Source organism: Bifidobacterium boum (genome assembly GCF_000741535.1).
Lineage (GTDB): Bacteria > Actinomycetota > Actinomycetes > Actinomycetales > Bifidobacteriaceae > Bifidobacterium > Bifidobacterium boum.
Map to the genome: position 1 here is coordinate 1 of NZ_JGYQ01000013.1, position 18,734 is coordinate 18,734.

An 18,734-nucleotide genomic window follows, 5' to 3' on the forward strand; every position below is an offset into this window, starting at 1 on the left:
CCCGGTACCCGTCACAGCCGCCACAGCCGCGTTCGACGAACTCCACGTCACCGTCTTATTGGTCGCATTCGACGGATTGACCGTCGCAGTCAACTGCGCCGACTTGCCCTTGACCAGCGACAGCTTGCCGCCGGACACACCCGAACCCGAAACCGCAACCGACGACACCGGAACATCAGGCGTCTGGCAAGTCACAGATTCAAGGGTGGTACCGGAACCGGACCATCGTACGGTGCCTCCGTTGTAGGAGATGCCCGCCTGGTTCGCGCCCGGAACCTGCTGGCTGCCGCCATCATTGAAGATGACCTTCGCGTTGCTGGCGAGGCTGTCCGGCACGTCGTAGTAGTAGCCGGACTGGCCGCACGTGTCGGTACCGGAGATCGCGGTCATCTCCACACCCGGCCACTTCGCATTGTTGGAAGATCCGTCAACATAAACGTAGGCGTAGATCTTGCTCCAGTTTGAAGGCTTGGCCACGTAGATGCGGTTCTTGGCTACCGGGACGGTACCGGTCACGGTCACCTTGACGCTGTCAGTCACGGTGCCGGCCTTGGCGGTGATGGTCGCCGTGCCGGCCTTCTTGGCGGTCACAGTGCCGTCGGAAGCCACCGAGGCGACGGAATCGTCGGAACTGCTCCACGTGACGGCAGCACCTGCCGGATCGGTGGTGACGGTCAGCTTCTTGGTGGCCGCGCCGTTGGACACATCGAGCGAGAAGCCGGACTGGTCGATGGTCACGGACTTCACGGTCGTAGTGGTGCACGAGACGCTCTTCAGCGCACCGGACGTGGAAGCTGACGTGTCGCCGTTCCACGCGGATGTGCCGGTGACTTGGAGACCGGCCGCATCTTCGCCCGTCGTGCTGTCAGCAGGGTACTTCGTGGTGTTGGTCGCGTTGCCGTCGTTGAAGATGACACGGACCGTGCCTTCGAAGTTGTCCGGAATCTCGTACATGTAGTCGTATCCGGCGTTCTTGCCGCACGCGTCTGCAGCAGTCATGGCGACACCCGGCCACTTGGCGTTCTGGGTGAGGCTTGCCGCGTTCGGATCGTCCACATACACGTAGGCGTCCAGGCTGCTCCACGAGCTCGGCTTCTTCGCGTACACGACGGTTACCGCGGTGGGATCCTTCTTCTGGAAGGTAAAGGTGGCGGTGACGGTCTTGCCGTCAGCGTCAGTACCGCTCACGGTGACGGTGACCGCGGAGCCGACAGCGGTATTCGCACCGACGGTGATGACGTCGCCGTCATTGTAGCTGCCGGACTTGCCTTCGGACGTAGTGTACTTGGCGCCGGTCACGTTGGCGGCGTGCAACGTCACGGTCGTAGTATCGGTCTTGAAGCTCGCGCTGCCGGTCGCGGATACGGAAGCAACATTGGTCTTCATGTCGTAGAAGGCGCTCACCGCACCGCCCTTCGCCGTACCAGCGGTGATCTTGCCGCCGGAAACGGTGATGGTGCCGCCGTTGACCTGATCAGTGTAGGTGCCATCGTCAAGGGTGGTGCCCGAACCGGCGAGGTTGACGTCGCCGCCCATGTTGGCGATCACCACACCATCGTCATCGGCCTTGCCGTCCTTGGCGTAACGCTCAACCATGAGGCAGGAGTTCTGGCCCTGGCAGTTGCGCAGGTACTCGCTGTTGCCGTTCATCTTGTTGCGGAAGTGGTTGACCGCCACAACGGCCTTGTCCTTCCACATGTTGTCGCCGGCATCGCCCAGCTGGGACTGCTCGGCGAACTGCGGGTTACTGCCGCCGGAGCCGACCGGACGGTTGAAGTACAGCGGGGCGCCGCCGGCACGGGAGCCGACGATAGCCCAGCCCATGCGCAGCTGGTAATCGTTGAGATAGGTGGATTCCTTGTCGCCGTTCGCATAATTATCATGCGATTCAACCCAAGTAACCAGCTGATCATCCTTCGCGCCGCCGTTACGCAGGCTCGACAGGTTGCCGGCATTCAGGCTGCTGCCGCTGATGGCCGCACGCACGGTCTTGCCGTAATCGGAGGCGGTGGCGCCGCCGCCATCGGAGGAGTACCGGGTGAACATGTTGGTGTAGCCCGTATAGCTCAAGCCGTTGTCGCCCTGAAGCACCTCGCCATACTGGTACTGGGCGCCGTTCTTCAAAATGGTATCCCAATACACGGAATGCTGCGAAAACTCGTCAGGAAGCTCGACATGCTTGGCCGCATCGAAGCGGAAACCATCCACGCCGTCATTGACCGCCTCGACGAGGAAGTCCTTCATCTTGTTGGCGGCCGTCTGGTTCTCCGTGTTGATATCCCACAGGCCGAGCAGATGGCAGTGCGTCACCTGCCAACGGTTGCCGTAGTTGATCTGTTCGCCGTTCTTGCCCGGGCAGTTGGTACGCGAGTGGAACAGGCTGGCGTCCTTCCAGTCACCGCCGATCGCGTTCCAATCGGACGTGAAGTGGTTGGCGACCACGTCAACGATGATACGCACGCCGTACTTGTGGGCTTCGGCGCACATATCCTTCAAGTCCTGCTCGGATCCCACCACGAAATTGCCGATGGTCGTATCCGTCGGCTGGTAAACGTAATACCAGTTCTCAGTGAACTTCTTACCGTTGGCCAGATTCGTCTTGATGGCGCTCATCGGCTCGGTCTGCACCGACGTGTAGCCCGCCTCGGCAATCGCCTTCATATTGTTCTTGATGGTGTTGAACGACCACATCCATGCATGGAGGATAGCACCGTTCTTCATGTCCTTGGTCAGACCGTACTTGGAACGTGCGGCTTCGAAGTCCGCGTTGCCCAGCGTGTCCGTGTAGCTGTCTCGGCTGCTGGTGGCCGCGGATGCGGTCGTGCTGCCGAGTGCCATGCCGCCGAACATCGTAGCCACGGCAAGCACGCCTGCGGCAAGTTTCCTGAACATGCCGTGACTTGCAATCGTGGACGACCGAGGCGATGAGTAATTCTCTTCGCCGGCATCAGCCGAATATCGACCAGTGCGCATTGAGCCTCCTTGACTCTTCCTAGGGGGGCGTTCTTGCCATCTCTGGCGAATCACGCCCCGTTGTGTGATGGCGCCTGCATCACTGCAAACGTATTCTCTAGTATAGGCTGATTGATACGGCTCGTTGTTTCCTGAGAACATTCCGATGGTTGCGATAACAATCACCTGCATGCGTACTGGAAAGCGGAAACAAGGAATATGAGACTATGACAGTTCCTTGATATCTCAGGTTTTTCGCGTTTAGTAGAAGCTCGATGCACTCCCCCTTGTTTCCCCCCCCCCACCGTCCAGAACATGCTGATGAAATTTGCACACAATGCGTATGATCTCACGCAGGAAAATGCAAACGATGGCATATCAACGGCAAAATACCGCCAATGAAACGTTTGCAATATTTGTGATATCGACATTCACAAAATATTCACAAATCAACACGCCGAAACCCAGCATTTCGCGGTAAACAAGTCACCTACAGACCTATTCGACGAAAACCGCCTATCGACAACCCGAACAGCCCATAAGCCCTCCGCATCCGCCGACGCAGTGGAACACAAACAGTCAACGCCCCACATCGAGCGTCCCGAGCAACGCGCGATGATCCGAACCGACGATATCAAGCGTTTCCAAATTGCCAACCGTAATGCTCCGATCATGAACAATATGGTCAATCTCCACCAACGGCGGCACCTTCACCCTGCCGCCGAACAACGCCGCATTCGACGGGTACGTCATATGAAACCACGTGCCGTTACGCTCCCCCGCATCCACAAACCTCGAGCCAAGCAACGCCCGGAAACTCGCGTGATCCCACGTCGCATTGAAATCGCCCAACAGCACGAACAGCCTGGCATTCGACCGCAACTTGGCAATACTGTCCAAACTACTGCTCCACAATCCCTGGTTCCTCGGGCGAGGTGAAAACGGGTGCACACTGCCAAAGCACACCGTGCGCAGATTGAACCGCACGCACGCCGACGGAATATTCGACGATTCAATCGACAGAAGATTCGCCGTACGAGACGGCATCGGAGCCGCAGAAAACAGCGCATTCACCCCGCCATTATCATGATTGGTCGCCGAAGCGATCTCGGAATACGGGAGCAGCTCATTCAACCCGGCCTCATTCAACCGTTGCAACAGCACGCCCCGCACCTCCTGCAACGCCAGCACCTCAACATGCTCCTCACGCACAGTACGCACAATCTGCCCGGCATCCGCTAGTCCATTCTTCGTGTTCAGCGTCATCAGCCGCGCATACCGGTCACCCGTGTTCACCGTCAGCGTGCTGGTATCCGGCAAGTCAGCTATCACGGTATCCGCCGGCTTGATATAGCCCCAATGCCAGCACACCTGAACCACGCAACACACCACGCAAACCGCGGCAAGACCGCGACGCCGGCCAATCAACGCGCACAACAGCACAATCGCCGCAATAGCAGCCATCCACGGCATGAAAGCAACCGCCACAGGAATATACTTGCGGCCGTCAACGTCGTTGGGAATCATACGCAGCGCCATCGCCACAGCAACGGCGAACATCATCAGCCACAGCACAGTAAAAAGCGGGCGAGCGCGCAATGAATCCTCGCGGTTCCAGTCTGAATACAGATTCTGGTCGCTGTCCACCGCGTTATACAGCTGCTGAATATCGCTCATTGCCCGCCTATCGTCTTACGTTTCGCACGGTCCGGATGCGGCATTGAACTGCCGGCCTAACCTGATGCACCCCAGCCACATAGTAGCCCATCGAGATTGCCGTCAACGCTTAGGAGTCCGAAGGCGGCGGAATCAGCCGGCAGTGAAAGCGGCGACGCTGTGACGCGAGCAGGTGCCGTTGTGTGAGGATTGGCTCACACGGTGACACGTGGGAAGCCTTGATTCGACGATTTGGGCCTCAATCGACGTCGGTTTGTGAGGATTGGCTCACACAGTCGCCACCGAAAGAACAGTCATGATCGGATGCCCATCATCAATCGGCACAACCAAAGCTGCACATGCCCCGGCGTACGCAACCGGCGCTACCGGAACGACCGATATCACACGGTGGCAGTGAACTGCTTCCACTCCGGCTGGGCAAGCGGATGGATCTTGGCCCCGGCATGCTTGCGCATACTGTTGAGTATGGTGCGCAACGCGCGATTGGTTTCATCGGCCACTGTGCAGAACACGTCAAAGGTTTTGCCGTGCGGATCTTCGATATCCGGGGATGGCGGGAGCAATGGGCGCACAATCGGCGCCGCCTCTGCCACCGACCACAAGCGCTCCTGAATAGTACGGCCCTTCACCATGCCATGATCGGCACAGTACGCGCACAACGCGGCGAACTCCGTAATCACGAACGTTCGACGGACTACAGCGGGGGCAAGCGTCACGATCTCCCGACGCTGCGAAGCTTCGAAACACAGGATAAGATCCGTCGCATTCGCCATGTCGCGAGTGAGACGACGCGAACGGAACGCACTCGAATCAATGCCGACGCTCGACATGAGTGTTGCGCTTGAAGGATCAATCGGATGCCCCGGAAGGCCTTTCGTACCGGCGCTCGACACCTCGATCGACGTGTCGGCAAGATACCGCGACAACAACAGTTCGCCCATAGGGGAACGGCAGATATTCCCAGTACACACGAACATCACCCGCATACTGACCGACCCTCCCATACAGTTCGACTGGCACAACAGTCCAGATTCTCCGGCGCTCCACAGCGTGGATTGTGAGTTGGTTATAGCTTACCCGCACCCCGCGCCCGCAGCAGCACGACAAGACAACACTGATGCACCATACCCCCTTCCAGCCACTGCGCCTATACCACCGTAATCTGAACACAAACGGCAAGCAAACAGACAATGGGCAGAGCAGATGCTACATTTCCAATATGCGAACGTATTCACTATCCTCCCGCGGTTGATACCTGCGTCAAGCAGCAATGACGGGGGGAAGGGGGACGGAAAACACGCTTGCGCACTAGACTAGTTTGAGTGAGACGGACCACCAGAGGGGGATACCACATGGCGACACCAGTGAGACAGGTGCAAACCAAGCCGGCACGGCAGGAGGCAGCAAACGCAGCAAAGCGCATGTACCGCACTGGTACCGGACCAACGTCCCCGTCACACAGCACTCAGGAAAGCCCCATGGACTCGCAGTATAACGAAACATCGTTTTTCGACGGAACCTATTTCGCACCCGACGCACAAGGCATTCTTCATCGAACCGGCGAAAACATCCATCAGCCTCTTGGATACACTGTTCCCAAATGGCGTTATGTGTATAACGCGGCACTCATCGCACTTGACACAGTCATGGTACTTTTCGCTTGCTGCATCGTCTTCCTTTTCAACCATCCAGGGTACGAAACATTACTCCGCCATCACGGCGAGCCTGATGGTATCATCGGTTTCCTTCTCATCGTTTGTGTAGCAAATTTGGTTTGCCTATACCTGAGCAAGAGCTATGAGCGCCACACCATGGGCGAAGGGTACGAATTGTACACGAAGCTTATCAACGCCCAGCTACTGAACTTCGTCGTATTATGCACAGTGACGTACATTTTCAAAATGGGGACACCTCGGGCGTTCACCTTCGCCATACCACCCGTCGCACTGGTGCTGCTAGTAATTGAACGCTATCTGATGCGGCTGTCACTACACCGCAATCGTCGAAACGGCGAATACAATTATCCAACCGTTATTGTTGGCTCTCCTGAAGGAATCCGTCATACCATCGCCGATTTGGAGAGTAATAACTCTCTCGGCTACAAGCCGATAGCTATTTGCCCAGTCGCGTCTATGCGCGAAGAACACGATCCGGATTCACCGCAACACCTTGTATCTGTGCCGTTCCATGCAAATACCGCCGCCGAACACAATCTTGTCGTGCTTCCTCTTAATTCGCATCTTCCACAAGCCGCTAAGAAACTCAATGCGCAAACTGTGCTCATCAGTGATGTACTTACCCGAGATTCCGAAACAATGCGCACACTTTCTCTTGCTGTGGAATCCATGGGAATTGAGCTCGCGCTCACGACCAAGGTCGCGGATATCGGTGGTGCCACGCTTCATATGCGCGGTGAGACTTCTTTGCCTGTCCTGACCGCTTCTCTTCCTCAGTACAGCCTGAAAACAAGGATTTGCAAGCGTTTCTTTGATATCATTCTTTCCAGCGCTGCCATCATTGTCAGTTCGCCCATTATGGCATATGTCGCATTCCGTGTACATCACGAAGACGGCGGACCTGCTATCTACACCCAACAACGAATCGGTCTGTATGGCAAACCATTCACCCTGTACAAGTTCCGTTCCATGCGCGTGAATGCCGACAAAGAGGATAAGAAACTCGCTGAGCAAATGGGCGCGGACCACGGCATTCTTTTCAAGGCAAAAGACGATCCACGTATTACAAAATTCGGACACTTTATTCGCAAGACATCACTTGATGAATTCCCTCAATTCTTCAATGTGTTCAAAGGCGATATGAGTATGGTTGGGCCACGTCCTCAGCAGCAATATGAGGTTGATGAGTACAATTCTCTCTATTCCACCCGACTGCTGGTCAAACCAGGGATCACAGGTCCTTGGCAGGTCTCTGGACGAAGCGATCTGAGCCAAGAAGAGTCTGAACGTCTTGATGTGTCGTACGTCGAAAACTGGTCACTCACCGCCGACATCGCCATTATGTTCAAAACCGTATCGGCGGTGCTTCGTGGAACCGGATCATACTGACACAGTCCGGCATTACCGCTGCCACTTCACGCTCATATGGTCAGAAACAGTATCACCAGCACTTGTGCTCTGCTTCGGACAGCGGTTTTACTGGCAGTAGAGCGCACTACGGAATGTCTTGACGCGCCGGGGAAGGGGACGTATCACGGCATTCCGCAACGCACCTGTGGGGCAACTGCTTTCAAGTAGCCGCCCCACAGGTATTTCCGGGGGAATGTTCAGTGCATGCGACTGACCGGCATCGGTCCGGCATCGGTCAGCCTGCCGTCAGATTCGCCGGCTCTCGGTTGTGTTCGACACCACAACCGTATCGTCATACGCAAACCCGCTTATGCTCACACGTTTGTGACCGGACCTGACTATCGTGGAACAGTATCCCAGCTATAAGCCGCGATTCAATCACACACAACCGGCATCGCGACCCAGACAGCACGCCGCTGCCCCGCTCGCGGCACCCACATGAAACAGGTGAGGTATTGAGCACACAGAACGACAACAAACAACCCCGCAAGCCGGCACATACCCCTGCAAACAAGCCGGCACGCGGGTCGGCGCGAACCAAAGCCCTGATCGCGAGCGCCCGACAGCCCTTGGATTCTGCGGATTCCTATCGTGACGGACATTTGAGTCGTACTGCGTTCGTCTCGCTTGTTATTCTCACGTTCATTACGTTTGTCGGCAATTTCACGCAACTTCAGCTCAGCTCCGCCCTGCCCACGATTGTCAAGGATTTTGGTGTGAGTGTGACGACCGGGCAATGGCTGACCTCAGTGTTTCAGCTGGTGATGGGTGTGATGGTGCCGTTGACCGCGTATTTAACACGGCGATTCACTACGCGGCAGATTGTCGTCACATCCATGCTGGTGTTTACCGCCGGATCGTTGCTCGCTTGGCTTGGCCCGTCATTCGTTGTTGTACTGTTCGGACGGATTCTTGAGGCGATTGGAACGGGCGTCATGTGGCCGGTGCTGCAAATCACCGTGTTTTCGATTTACCCGCTGTCGCGTCGCGGTCTGGCGATGGGTACTGTCGGCATGGCGATGAGTGTCGCTCCGGCGATTGGACCGGTGATTGGCGGTTGGCAGACTGATGCGAACGGCTGGCGTTCCATCTTCATGTCGCTGTCGGTTATCGGCTTGGTATCAGTGTTGCTCGCGTTTTTCGGGCTGCATAATTTCGGGCGTAGCGATTGCGACGCCAAGGCTGATTTCTTCTCGGTGAGCTTGTCTGTTTTCGGGTTTGGCGGCCTGATGTTCGGGTTTACGAATATTGAGGCGCATCCGTTCACTCACCCGCTGGTTTGGGTGCCTATCGTTGTCGGCGTTGCGGGCATCGTGTGGTTTGTGGTGCGGCAGATTCATATGAGCATGGTGTATCAGGCTTGGGAGGCGTCGCACGAGTCGTCGTCCGGTTTGCGGCGTAGCCAATGGGCGCCAAAACCGGCGTTGCTGAACTTGGGTGTGCTCCGTAACCGGAGTTTCACGGTCGGAACCATCTGCGCCGCGTTGAGTTTTTTCGCGTTCAGTTCGATTATGGTGATTATCCCGCTGTATATCCAGAACGATCGCGGATATAGCGCGACCATGAGCGGCTTGATTATGCTGCCTGGGGCGATTGGCCAGTGTATCGCACAGTTCTGCGGCGGCAGGCTGCTTGACCGGTTCGGTGCGCGGCCCGTGGCGCTGGTTGGTTCGAGTACGCTGCTTATCGGCACCATCATGATGAGTTTGATCGGCACGGATACGTGGATCTGGTGGGTGTCCATCTCACAGTTCACGAGGCAGATCGGTATGGGGCTTGTGCTTATGCCCATCACTACGTGGTCGCTGAATTGTCTTGCCCGGCAGGAGGTTTCAGCCGGTTCGGCGGTCACCAATACGGTGCGGCAGATTGCCGGGGCGATCGGCGCGCCGGTGATGGTTATTACCATGGAGACCTTGACCCGCGTGTTCCATTCCGCCGGGCTCAATACGACACTCGCCAATATTGATGGGGTGAAATGGACGCTGCGCATCAGCGCGTGCTTCGTACTCGCCCAGCTGTTGCTCGTGATGTTCGGCGTGCGTGGTCAAGGCGCAGGGTCGGCGCGTGAAGCCGCGCAAGTCGCCTTGGGGAGGATTCGCACGCGGTGATATTCTCCGAATCACGCGGAAACCTTCCCGGTTCCCATCGTGTGGAAAAGATACCAAGGAATCAGACCGGCCGGAAGACAGGAGAGCGAATCAAGAATGGCGGAATACCGCCAATCTCCCAATCTGGGCACCCACGGGAAGCCCAACCGGCCGCCGCGCCACCTCCACGGTTACGATATCGCACGCCAATGCGCACGGTGCGGAAAGGATACCGTCGAGGCGGCCCGGGGACGAGCGGGGAGAACCAGCCAGTGCCCTATCCTCGCACCGGCCATATTCCCTCCGCCCGGACATGCGGAACGCGACAAACCGAACAAGGCAGCACTACGGCACATGTACCAATCATCCGCGCCCGGTCAGCGTCAGGTAGACGAGCACGATGTTCAACGCGATAATCAGACCGGCCACCGCCATAAACAACACGTGCTTGGCCATACCGTCACGATACCGTCCCATCAGCTCGGGGTCACGCGTATAACGCATCAGCGGGATGATAGCGAACGGAATACCGATGGACAACACCACTTGCCCGACCACCAACGCATATGTGGGATTCGACGAAGACCAAAGCACCACCAGCGCCGGGACCAGCGTCACCACTCGGCACGCCCACATCGGCGCGTGAATATGCAGCAGACCCCGCATGATCTCCGAGCCGGCGTATGTGCCGACCGACGTGGATGACAATGACGAGGCGAGCAGCCCAATCGAGAAAATCGTTCCCACTGCTGGGCCAAGCGCCGTCTCAATCGCATGTTGAGCGCCCTCGATAGTGTCCGTGCCCTTCATGCCGTACAGGGAGTTGGCGGCCAATACCAGCAACGCCAGATTCACCGTTCCCGCCAATGCGAGCGCCCACACCACATCAATCTTCGATCCACGCAGCAACTGCCGGGTGTCCGGCTTCTCCTCGCCTGGAGCATAATGGTCGTTCACCAAGGTGGAATGCAAGTAAATCGCGTGCGGCATAACCGTCGCACCCAGGATGGACGAGGCCATAAGCACTGAGCCGGCGCCCTTGAACCGGGGAACCAGTCCACCCAACACTTCCTTGCCATTGGGCGGGTCCACGAACAGCCCGGTAATAAATCCGAACGTAATCACCAACAGCAGCGCAATCACGATTTTTTCGAACAGGCGATGTGTCTTCCCGCCTTGGAACCACAGCAGAATCGTAGACACCAGCCCGATTACGCAACCGCCCAAGAACAACGGCAAGCCGAACAGCAGCCGCAATGCGATCGCCCCGCCGATCACTTCAGCGAGATCAGTGGCGATGGCAATGACCTCGGCTTGCATGAAGAACATGTATCGGCCGGCATCACTCATCCGCTCCCCCAAGATTTGCGGCAAGGATTTCCCCGTGACAATACCAAGCTTCGCGCTTTGATACTGGATGAGTACGCTCATCAGATTCGCCACAATCAGCACCCAAACCAGCAGATAGCCGTATCGGGCGCCCGACGTGATATTCGCCGCGACATTGCCCGGATCAACATAGGCGACCGCGGCGACGAACGCCGGGCCGAGAATCGAAGCGAGCGCATGCCCGTGATGATGCGCCGGCGCACCGCCTCCCCCAGTAGCCGTGCTTGCGTTGACGCTTACCTGCGATGCGGAACCCGTGCCCGTCTTGTGAACGGCACCATCCGCATGTTCTTGCTGATATTCCGACTCGCTCATGCCAAACCATCTCTCATGTCTCGTCGTCAGTGTGTCGTGCCCAGCCGGGGTGGCCGTCCGGACACCATGCCGCTAGTGTTATAGGTCCGTTTTGTAACGCCATGTAACATGCCGTCGCAAACCGTGCTGAACCATTGTGCCATATGGCGACACGCCGTACACGGCGGGAGTGGGTTGCCGTGCTGACTGCCGTTCCGGGATACGCTGGCCGGGACAACCGCGAAGCACCGCGGCCATGGCTTCACGCTCCTGCGGGGTTACGCTCAGCTGATATGCCGCCTTCACTGTGATCTGCAGCGTCACATACATGCAACGGAAGTCACTGTTCGTCGGCAACCAGTATGCGGCAGACGCTGACCCTTTCTCCTCATTGGCTTTGCCTTCAACAGCAAGCAGATTCATCGGATCGTTACCGAACCGGTACCGTTGCGCCCGGCTCCACGCGGATGCGCCGGAACGCCAAGCATTCTCCAAGGCCACCACATGGTCGATCTGCACGTCGGCGCTTGATGTGGCGCCACGCGTGAACTTGATGGTCCGTCCGGTATACGGGTCTTCAAGCGTGCCGGAGCGCACCGTACAGCCGCCTGCGACGGTGAATCGCACGTCATGGAGATCCCTGGCCAGAATATCGTCGCGAATATCGCAACCGTTACCGTCATCGTCGGTCTGCCGATACCCGAATTCGTCTCGCTGATATCCTTTGCCGGATTGCCGAGCATCCACGGTAAGCGCATGCAGCACGTCAGCGACAGGACCAGACACCACATATTCGCCGGTGATGCGGGCGACCGGAGTACTCACTCGCGGGAGCATCACGCCGACCAGTACGCCCACCAGTATTGCGGCGACGATCAGCACACCCGCCCGTGCCGCCGGCGAGCGCATACGTGAAGCGGAAAAACGCGTGTCGCAACGACGCGACGACCTTCCCCAACCCCTGTGCATATCCCCTCCCCCCATGGTCGGTGCGCACTGTCACGCGCCGCGGTCAAGCCGGGATGCGGCGCATATACCATGCGCATCATGTCAATGCTTACCCGTGAGCCACGCCCCCTGTGGTGCCACGGATGATTCGAAACTACCGTGCGGCGGGGACGGGAGGCGACACGCCTCGAATCGAGCGGATACAAGCGTTCGGTGTGTGACGGGTGGCAGCATGCCGGCATACAACGGCGCATCGCCCGTGCTTGAGTGGTGTTCAGCACGGGCGATGCGGATAGTCAGAGTCAAACGGGTTACCTGCCGGGTGGACCGTTCAGTCGGCCACTTGACCCTCTGGAGAATCCTCTGGGGGATCAGGACACTTTGCCGGACTGCAAGTGGTCGAACACCGGCTTGTTGTTCTCATCGAACTTGTACACGCCGATATTCGCGCTGGACGGGTCATGATCCTTGTTGAACGGTCCGATACCGGTCAGGCCTTGGTACTGGATGGACTTACCGCTCTTGAGCAATGCCAGGCATTCCTTGTAGCTCTTGCACTTGGTGCCGCCATCAGCGCCGGAAACCGCAGGCAAGTTGTTTTTGATGGTTTCGCCATCAGCGGCTTTGCCTTTCTGGGCTGCGAGCGCAGCGAGAACCGTTGCGTCATAGGTTTCGGCAGCGTAGGTGAAGTTTTTCACCGAGGAGTCGATGGATTTGACACGCTTCTGGAATGCGTCACTGGCTTCGGCTCCAGGAATGGTTGCGGGATCGCCCTTGAGGACACCGGCAGTGAAATCGCCGGAATAATCCTGAGTGTTGCCATCGGTCAAGTAGAGCTTGTTGGTATTGACACCCTGGCTGATCATCTCCTTGACAATCTGCTTGGTCTGGTCGAAGGCGATGACGAGGATCGCGTCGGGCTTCGCGGCCTTCAATGTGGTGACCAGCGAGGAGAAGTTCGTTTCCGTCGGGTCAAAGGTTTCGGTCTTGCCATAGACGATGTCAACATTGCTGTTGGCGAGCGTGTTGACAATCACCTTGCGCAGGCCGGTACCATACTCGTCGTTGAAGACGGCGATGGCGAGTTTCTGGACTCCATCCTGTTCGATGACATTGCTCATGACCGCGCCTTGCACACCGTCCGGGGCGATGGTGCGGAAGAAGTACGGATCGATGCCGGATAGGCTTGGCGAGGTTGCGCCCACGGAGATCACCGGGACTTTCGAGCCGGCGGCCTGCTTGTAGATGTTCTTGGTCACTGAGCTGGATGGTGAGCCGATAATCGCCCCCGGCTTCTTGGCGAGCAGGGATTGGACGCCGGACGTGTTCTGGTCGGCGTGATCGGCATCAGAGGAATCAGCGATGGCGGTATTCACATTCTTGCCGAGCACACCACCGGCAGCATTGATGTCTTTGATCGCAAGCTTGAATGCGGCGACCGTATCAGGACCAAGATAGGACAGACTGCCGGTTTCCGGGAAGAAACCGCCGAGTGTCAGCGCTCCCGAACCGGAGGAAGACGGGCCGGACGATGAGGAACCGGAACCGCATGCCGTCAAGCCGGACAATCCGATTGCCGCGGCGGCGACCAACGCGGTCGCACGCACCGCCATGCGGGTGGAGCGGCGGGGGTGCACGTGCCCAGTGTCAGTGTATCCAATGAATCCAGTCATGATATCTTCCTTTCTTCTGCTTTCCCAAACAATCCGCTGCCCCGAGGCTGAATCGGCTGCGCTGGATAATGTTTTCCTGCGTGACGTCGGAGTGTTGTGTTGCACCCAATTGTGCGAATTGAACATTTCCCAACCGTTCCCCTCCAGCAACATCACTGTTGCCGAACACGCACGATGCGTAACAGAGAGCGTACAGGCCGGAATCCGCTTCGTGTGTTCCGTGGCATCGATTTCGTGGGGTGATGCTGATTGTGTGGAACAGTAACCGACCCGATGATGGCGCCGGCGGGACGGGCCGACCGTCGAAAACCGCACGATTCCAATGATTTTCATATCGACGGTCTTGATCTCGCGTCCGGATATCAACGGTATCTGTTCCACACTGTTGGAATCAGGCTATGGTTCGCACGCTGCGGAACCGGGAACCATGATGCGAGCGAACGCTCACGCGGTCGCAGCCCGTGCGAGGCTCTGAGCGACACGTTCGCTGATGGCATCCGGCTGCGAGACAGTCACTCGCATCGCACAGTTCTGAGCGATAACAGCCCCTGCCAACGATTTCGACAGCGCCTCCCCCTTGCCGGCGCCATCGGCTATACCACCGTCATCAAGCATGGCACCGCCGATGATGCGTTCCGTGTCATCGCGCCCGGCATGACGCCCATCGCCACTGCCAGATACGCGGAATTCCGGCAAAAACCTGTCGCCATCAGCCACGCGGATATGCTCTTGCGCAAGAATTCGTAGTGCGGTCGCCGGATCACGTACCGGCAGCCACATGTTGAATCCGCTCCCAGGAATGGTTTCAAGTCCGAATCGTTCAAGCAGCACTGCCATGGTCTTGCGCCGGAGCGCATAGGTGTGTCGCGCACTGGTAATAGTCGCGTACGCTTGACGGTCGGCAAGCATCTCGCACAGGAGCTCCTGAAGGAATCGGCTCACCCAGCCGGCTCCCAGTCGTCTGCGTTCCACGATGGCATCGACCGCGTCACGTGGCCCTGACAGTGCGGCGAGTCGCAGATCTGGCCCATGGGATTTGGAAAAACTGCGGATGTGAACCACCCGATCCGGCATCAACGATCCCAACGACACCGCGAACACGTCGGCGACCATGCCGGCGCTGTCATCCTCGACGACAAGCGGAATGTCACGTCCGGCAGCCTCCTGCTCCCAAATACGCAGCACTCGCGCAATCGCTGACAGGCGTTGCGTCGTATAGCTGATGCCGGTCGGATTCTGGGCGCGTGGCTGAAGAATCATCATGCTGACACGTCGCTTTGAATCATGCGATGCCCCGCCAGGAGTGCCGAACCGTTCCAGCACGTCAAGCAGGCATTGCGGATCCATACCTTCCTCATCGACCGGCACGCCGACGGCAATCGCCCCGCGCTCGCGCAGCACGTCAAGAATGAAGGGGTATGTAGGCGATTCGACGACCACGACATCACCATGCCGGACGAATGCGGCGATGGCGAGCGCCAGTCCGTCTCCCGCGCCGGAAACCATGGTCATCGCTTGCGGGTCGTACGGCCAGTCGGCGCGTAGTTCCTCTTCCAGCATGGGCAGGATGGTCGGCCCGGTGTATGAGTTGACGAAGGCCCGCCGGTTGCCGAGGCGGGCCAGGTATGGGCGGATGGTCGGTAGGAGCGTGTTGTCTGGTGTGCCACGGGACAGGTCAATGACTGGGATGTGTGCGGCGGCAGGTATTCCATCGGCACGGGAGCGTGACCGTGATGACGTTTCGCGAACTCCTGCCGTAGGATTGTCGGTTCTCTGCGCCTGTGATGGCACGGCGGAATCGGCTGTACTGGAATGCGTGGTCATCCACGTGGCGCCGATCGGGCTGTTGGCCGTGCTGTTGGTAAATATGGCGGATGTTGGTGGGGCGGTGACTTCGGATAGGGCTTGCGGCAGGACGAACGTGCCGGCGCGTCCCCGTGAGCGGACGACTCCGGACCGGGCGAGCATATGGTAGGCGGAGGAGACGGTGGCGGGGCTGACGTGGAGTGTTTCGGCGAGCGCACGGACGGTTGGCAGGCGGGTTCCTTCCGTAAGGACTTCGGTGGATACGAGAGTGGTGAGGGATTCGACGATGCGTTGCGGAGTGGCTGAGGCGGTTTGGGTGCGTACGAATCCTGCGAGGCGTTCGGCTTCGATGGTGGCGGGTGGCCTGCCTGCGGTTTGGACATGATGGGCGTCATGGTGATTGTGTTCCGTAATCATTTCACCCTCCCGTGTTCCGGTTGCGTTGCCGACCGGTTTTGTGCATGCGTCGTTGTGACATTCTCAGTATGGCCAATGCCCGTTATTCCGGTGTTTCAGTCTGGTACACAACAGGAAATGTCTAAGTAAATCCTGTAATGTCCATCGCTCACAATGCCAAATGCAATGACCAATGTACGAAGACCGGCAGGCCGCCGGAACCGTTCGAGGAAAGGACAGATCATGGGACATGATTGCTCGGCAGATGAGACGATCTGGGATGACGCCTATGCGTTGGACCGCGCGCATGTGTTCCACTCGTGGCACGCGCAGCGCGATCTTCACCCGACTGAGGTGGTCACAGGGCATGGCGTGTGGCTCAACTATGCGGATGGACGTGAGATGCTGGACTTCACCAGCCAGCAGGTCAACGTGAATATCGGCTACCAGCATCCCGCGGTTGTCGAGGGCATCAAGAAACAGGCCGAACTACTTGCCACCATCGGCCCTGATTACGCGAACCTCGCCCGCGGCCGAGCGGCATCACTGGTCGCCCGTCGCGCACCTGAAGGCTTTGACAAGGTGTTCTTCACGAACGCGGGCGCCGACGCGAACGAGAATGCCATGCGCGCGGCACGCCTGGTCACCGGGCGAGACAAGATCCTCTCTTCCTACCGCTGCTACCACGGCAATACGGGCGCGGCGATCAGCGCGACCGGCGACTGGCGGCGCAAGCCCAACGATTATGCGCGTGGTCATGTCCACTTCTTCACGCCGTACTTGTATCGTTCCGAATTCTTCGCTACCACGCAGGAGGAGGAATGTGAGCGGGCTTTGACGCATCTTGAGCATGTGATCGAATTCGAGGGGCCGGACACCATCGCCGCCGTGCTGCTGGAATCGATCCCCGGCACCGCGGGCATCATCATCCCGCCGAAGGATTATTTCAAGGGCGTGCGCGAAATCACCCGCAAATACGGCATTCTGATGATCACCGACGAGGTGATGGCCGGCTTCGGGCGCACCGGATTCTGGTTCGCACTCGACGACTACGATTACACGCCGGATATCATCACCTTCGCCAAAGGCTGCAATTCCGGGTATGTACCGGCCGGTGGCGTGATCATGTCGAAGCCGGTCGCCGCGTATTTCGATGATGTTGTCTTCCCCGGAGGCCTGACGTATTCCGGGCATCCGCTGGCGATGGGAGCAATCGTGGCAACGCAGGAGGCGATGGAGCGCGAGCATATCGTCGACAACGCGCATGATGTCGGCCGGGATGTGCTCGGACCCGGTCTTGAAGCGTTGGTCGAGCATCATCCCACCATCGGTGAGGTGCGCGGCAAGGGCGTGTTCTGGGCGGTGGAGCTGGTCGCCGACCGCGCCACCAAGGAGCCGCTCGATGACGCCAGTATGCAGCGGATCGTTGCGGAAGCGGACAAGCTGAACCTGGTGCTCGGCGTGCACAACAACCGCATCCACGTGACCCCGCCCTGCGTGATCAGCGCCGAAGAGGCCGCGGAAGGCGTCGCCAGGCTTGACAAGGCGCTGACTGCCGCCGGATGCTGAAAGCGCATCAGATCAATTTTTTTCACGGATGCTGCAATCCGCAGCAGAAAGGCACATCATGACACGGCAGACAACACCGGCAACAGGAGGCACAGTGAAACGCGCGGTCGTCACCGGAGCATCCAGCGGTATCGGCGCGGCGACAGTACGCTCGCTCGTCGCCGATGGATGGCAGGTGGCAGCGCTCGCCCGTCGCGCCGAACGGCTCGACGCGCTGGCGCAGGAATTGGGGGATGCGGTCGAACCGATCGCCGCCGACATCACGGATGAGACAAGCACACAAGCCGCCGTTGACACGATTCTCGCCGGCGGACCGGTCACGGCGCTCGTCAACTGCGCGGGCGGGGCGATCGGCAAGGATCCGGTCGCCACTGCGAGCATCGACGACTGGCGGGCCATGTATGAGCTCAACGTGCTCGGCACGCTGCGTATGACGCAGAAGCTGCTGCCCGCGTTGAAGGAATCCGGTGGCACCGTGCTCGTCATCTCCTCCACCGCCGGTATCGAACCGTATGAAGGCGGGGCCGGGTATTGCGCGTCGAAATTCGCCGAACGCGTGATGGCTCGGGTGTTGAGGCTTGAAATGATCGGCGAGCCGATCCGCGTGGTCGATATCTCCCCCGGCATGGTGCATACGGACGAGTTCTCGATGCACCGCTTCCATGGCGACGCGGCGAAGGCGGCAGCCGTGTACGCCGGGGTGCCGGATCCGCTGAAAGCCGAGGATATCGCCGAATGCGTCCGTTGGGCGCTTGACCAGCCGGACACTGTGGATATCGATTCGATTGTGGTCAGGCCGCGTGCTGAAGGCTCCTACACCAAGGTGTATCGCGAGTAAGGCGTACCGCCACCAT

General features: G+C 58.6%; 11 protein-coding genes. 4 read left to right on the forward strand and 7 right to left on the reverse strand.

Features of this window, described 5'->3' with window-relative positions:
• The 3 genes from BBOU_RS08855 to BBOU_RS04045 all read right to left on the reverse strand — a co-directional run.
• On the reverse strand, positions 1-2,973 hold a 2,973-nt coding region (locus tag BBOU_RS08855; protein ID WP_156098067.1), incomplete at its 3' end, for a starch-binding protein.
• A gap of 558 nt (positions 2,974-3,531) precedes the next feature.
• A complete protein-coding gene (locus BBOU_RS04040; RefSeq protein WP_026503424.1) occupies positions 3,532-4,629 on the reverse strand; it encodes an endonuclease/exonuclease/phosphatase family protein in 1,098 nt (365 codons plus the stop codon).
• A 380-nt stretch (positions 4,630-5,009) separates the two neighbouring features.
• Complete coding sequence (locus BBOU_RS04045; protein WP_026503423.1) at positions 5,010-5,615, reverse strand: arsenate reductase/protein-tyrosine-phosphatase family protein; 606 nt, start codon at positions 5,613-5,615, stop codon at positions 5,010-5,012.
• 492 nt (positions 5,616-6,107) lie between these two features.
• Between BBOU_RS04045 and BBOU_RS04050 the strand changes: the two genes are divergently transcribed.
• Together BBOU_RS04050 and BBOU_RS04055 are read left to right on the forward strand one after the other, a co-directional pair.
• Entirely contained in the window at positions 6,108-7,694 is a 1,587-nt protein-coding gene (locus tag BBOU_RS04050; protein ID WP_051616880.1) for a sugar transferase, read from the forward strand.
• Between the two features lie 566 nt (positions 7,695-8,260).
• Complete coding sequence (locus tag BBOU_RS04055; RefSeq protein WP_051616883.1) at positions 8,261-9,826, forward strand: MDR family MFS transporter; 1,566 nt, start codon at positions 8,261-8,263, stop codon at positions 9,824-9,826.
• A gap of 342 nt (positions 9,827-10,168) precedes the next feature.
• Here the strand turns inward: BBOU_RS04055 and BBOU_RS04060 are convergent, their stop codons facing one another.
• The 4 genes from BBOU_RS04060 to BBOU_RS04075 all read right to left on the reverse strand — a co-directional run bounded on the left by BBOU_RS04060 (position 10,169) and on the right by BBOU_RS04075 (position 16,332).
• Positions 10,169-11,509, reverse strand: coding sequence for an Nramp family divalent metal transporter (locus BBOU_RS04060; RefSeq protein WP_026503420.1), 1,341 nt, complete (start codon positions 11,507-11,509; stop codon positions 10,169-10,171).
• A gap of 78 nt (positions 11,510-11,587) precedes the next feature.
• The gene (locus tag BBOU_RS04065) at positions 11,588-12,397 is read right to left on the reverse strand and encodes an HNH endonuclease family protein (protein WP_033490449.1); all 810 of its coding nucleotides are present in this window, start codon (positions 12,395-12,397) and stop codon (positions 11,588-11,590) included.
• Between the two features lie 410 nt (positions 12,398-12,807).
• Complete coding sequence (locus BBOU_RS04070) at positions 12,808-14,109, reverse strand: ABC transporter substrate-binding protein (protein WP_081815564.1); 1,302 nt, start codon at positions 14,107-14,109, stop codon at positions 12,808-12,810.
• A 444-nt stretch (positions 14,110-14,553) separates the two neighbouring features.
• Positions 14,554-16,332, reverse strand: coding sequence for an aminotransferase-like domain-containing protein (locus tag BBOU_RS04075; protein WP_051616879.1), 1,779 nt, complete (start codon positions 16,330-16,332; stop codon positions 14,554-14,556).
• Positions 16,333-16,554: 222 nt separating this feature from the next.
• Here BBOU_RS04075 and BBOU_RS04080 point away from each other — a divergent pair, with 222 nt between their 5' ends.
• Complete coding sequence (locus BBOU_RS04080) at positions 16,555-17,880, forward strand: aminotransferase class III-fold pyridoxal phosphate-dependent enzyme (protein ID WP_026503417.1); 1,326 nt, start codon at positions 16,555-16,557, stop codon at positions 17,878-17,880.
• A gap of 58 nt (positions 17,881-17,938) precedes the next feature.
• Positions 17,939-18,718, forward strand: coding sequence for an SDR family oxidoreductase (locus tag BBOU_RS04085; protein WP_026503416.1), 780 nt, complete (start codon positions 17,939-17,941; stop codon positions 18,716-18,718).
• Positions 18,719-18,734 lie beyond the last annotated feature (16 nt).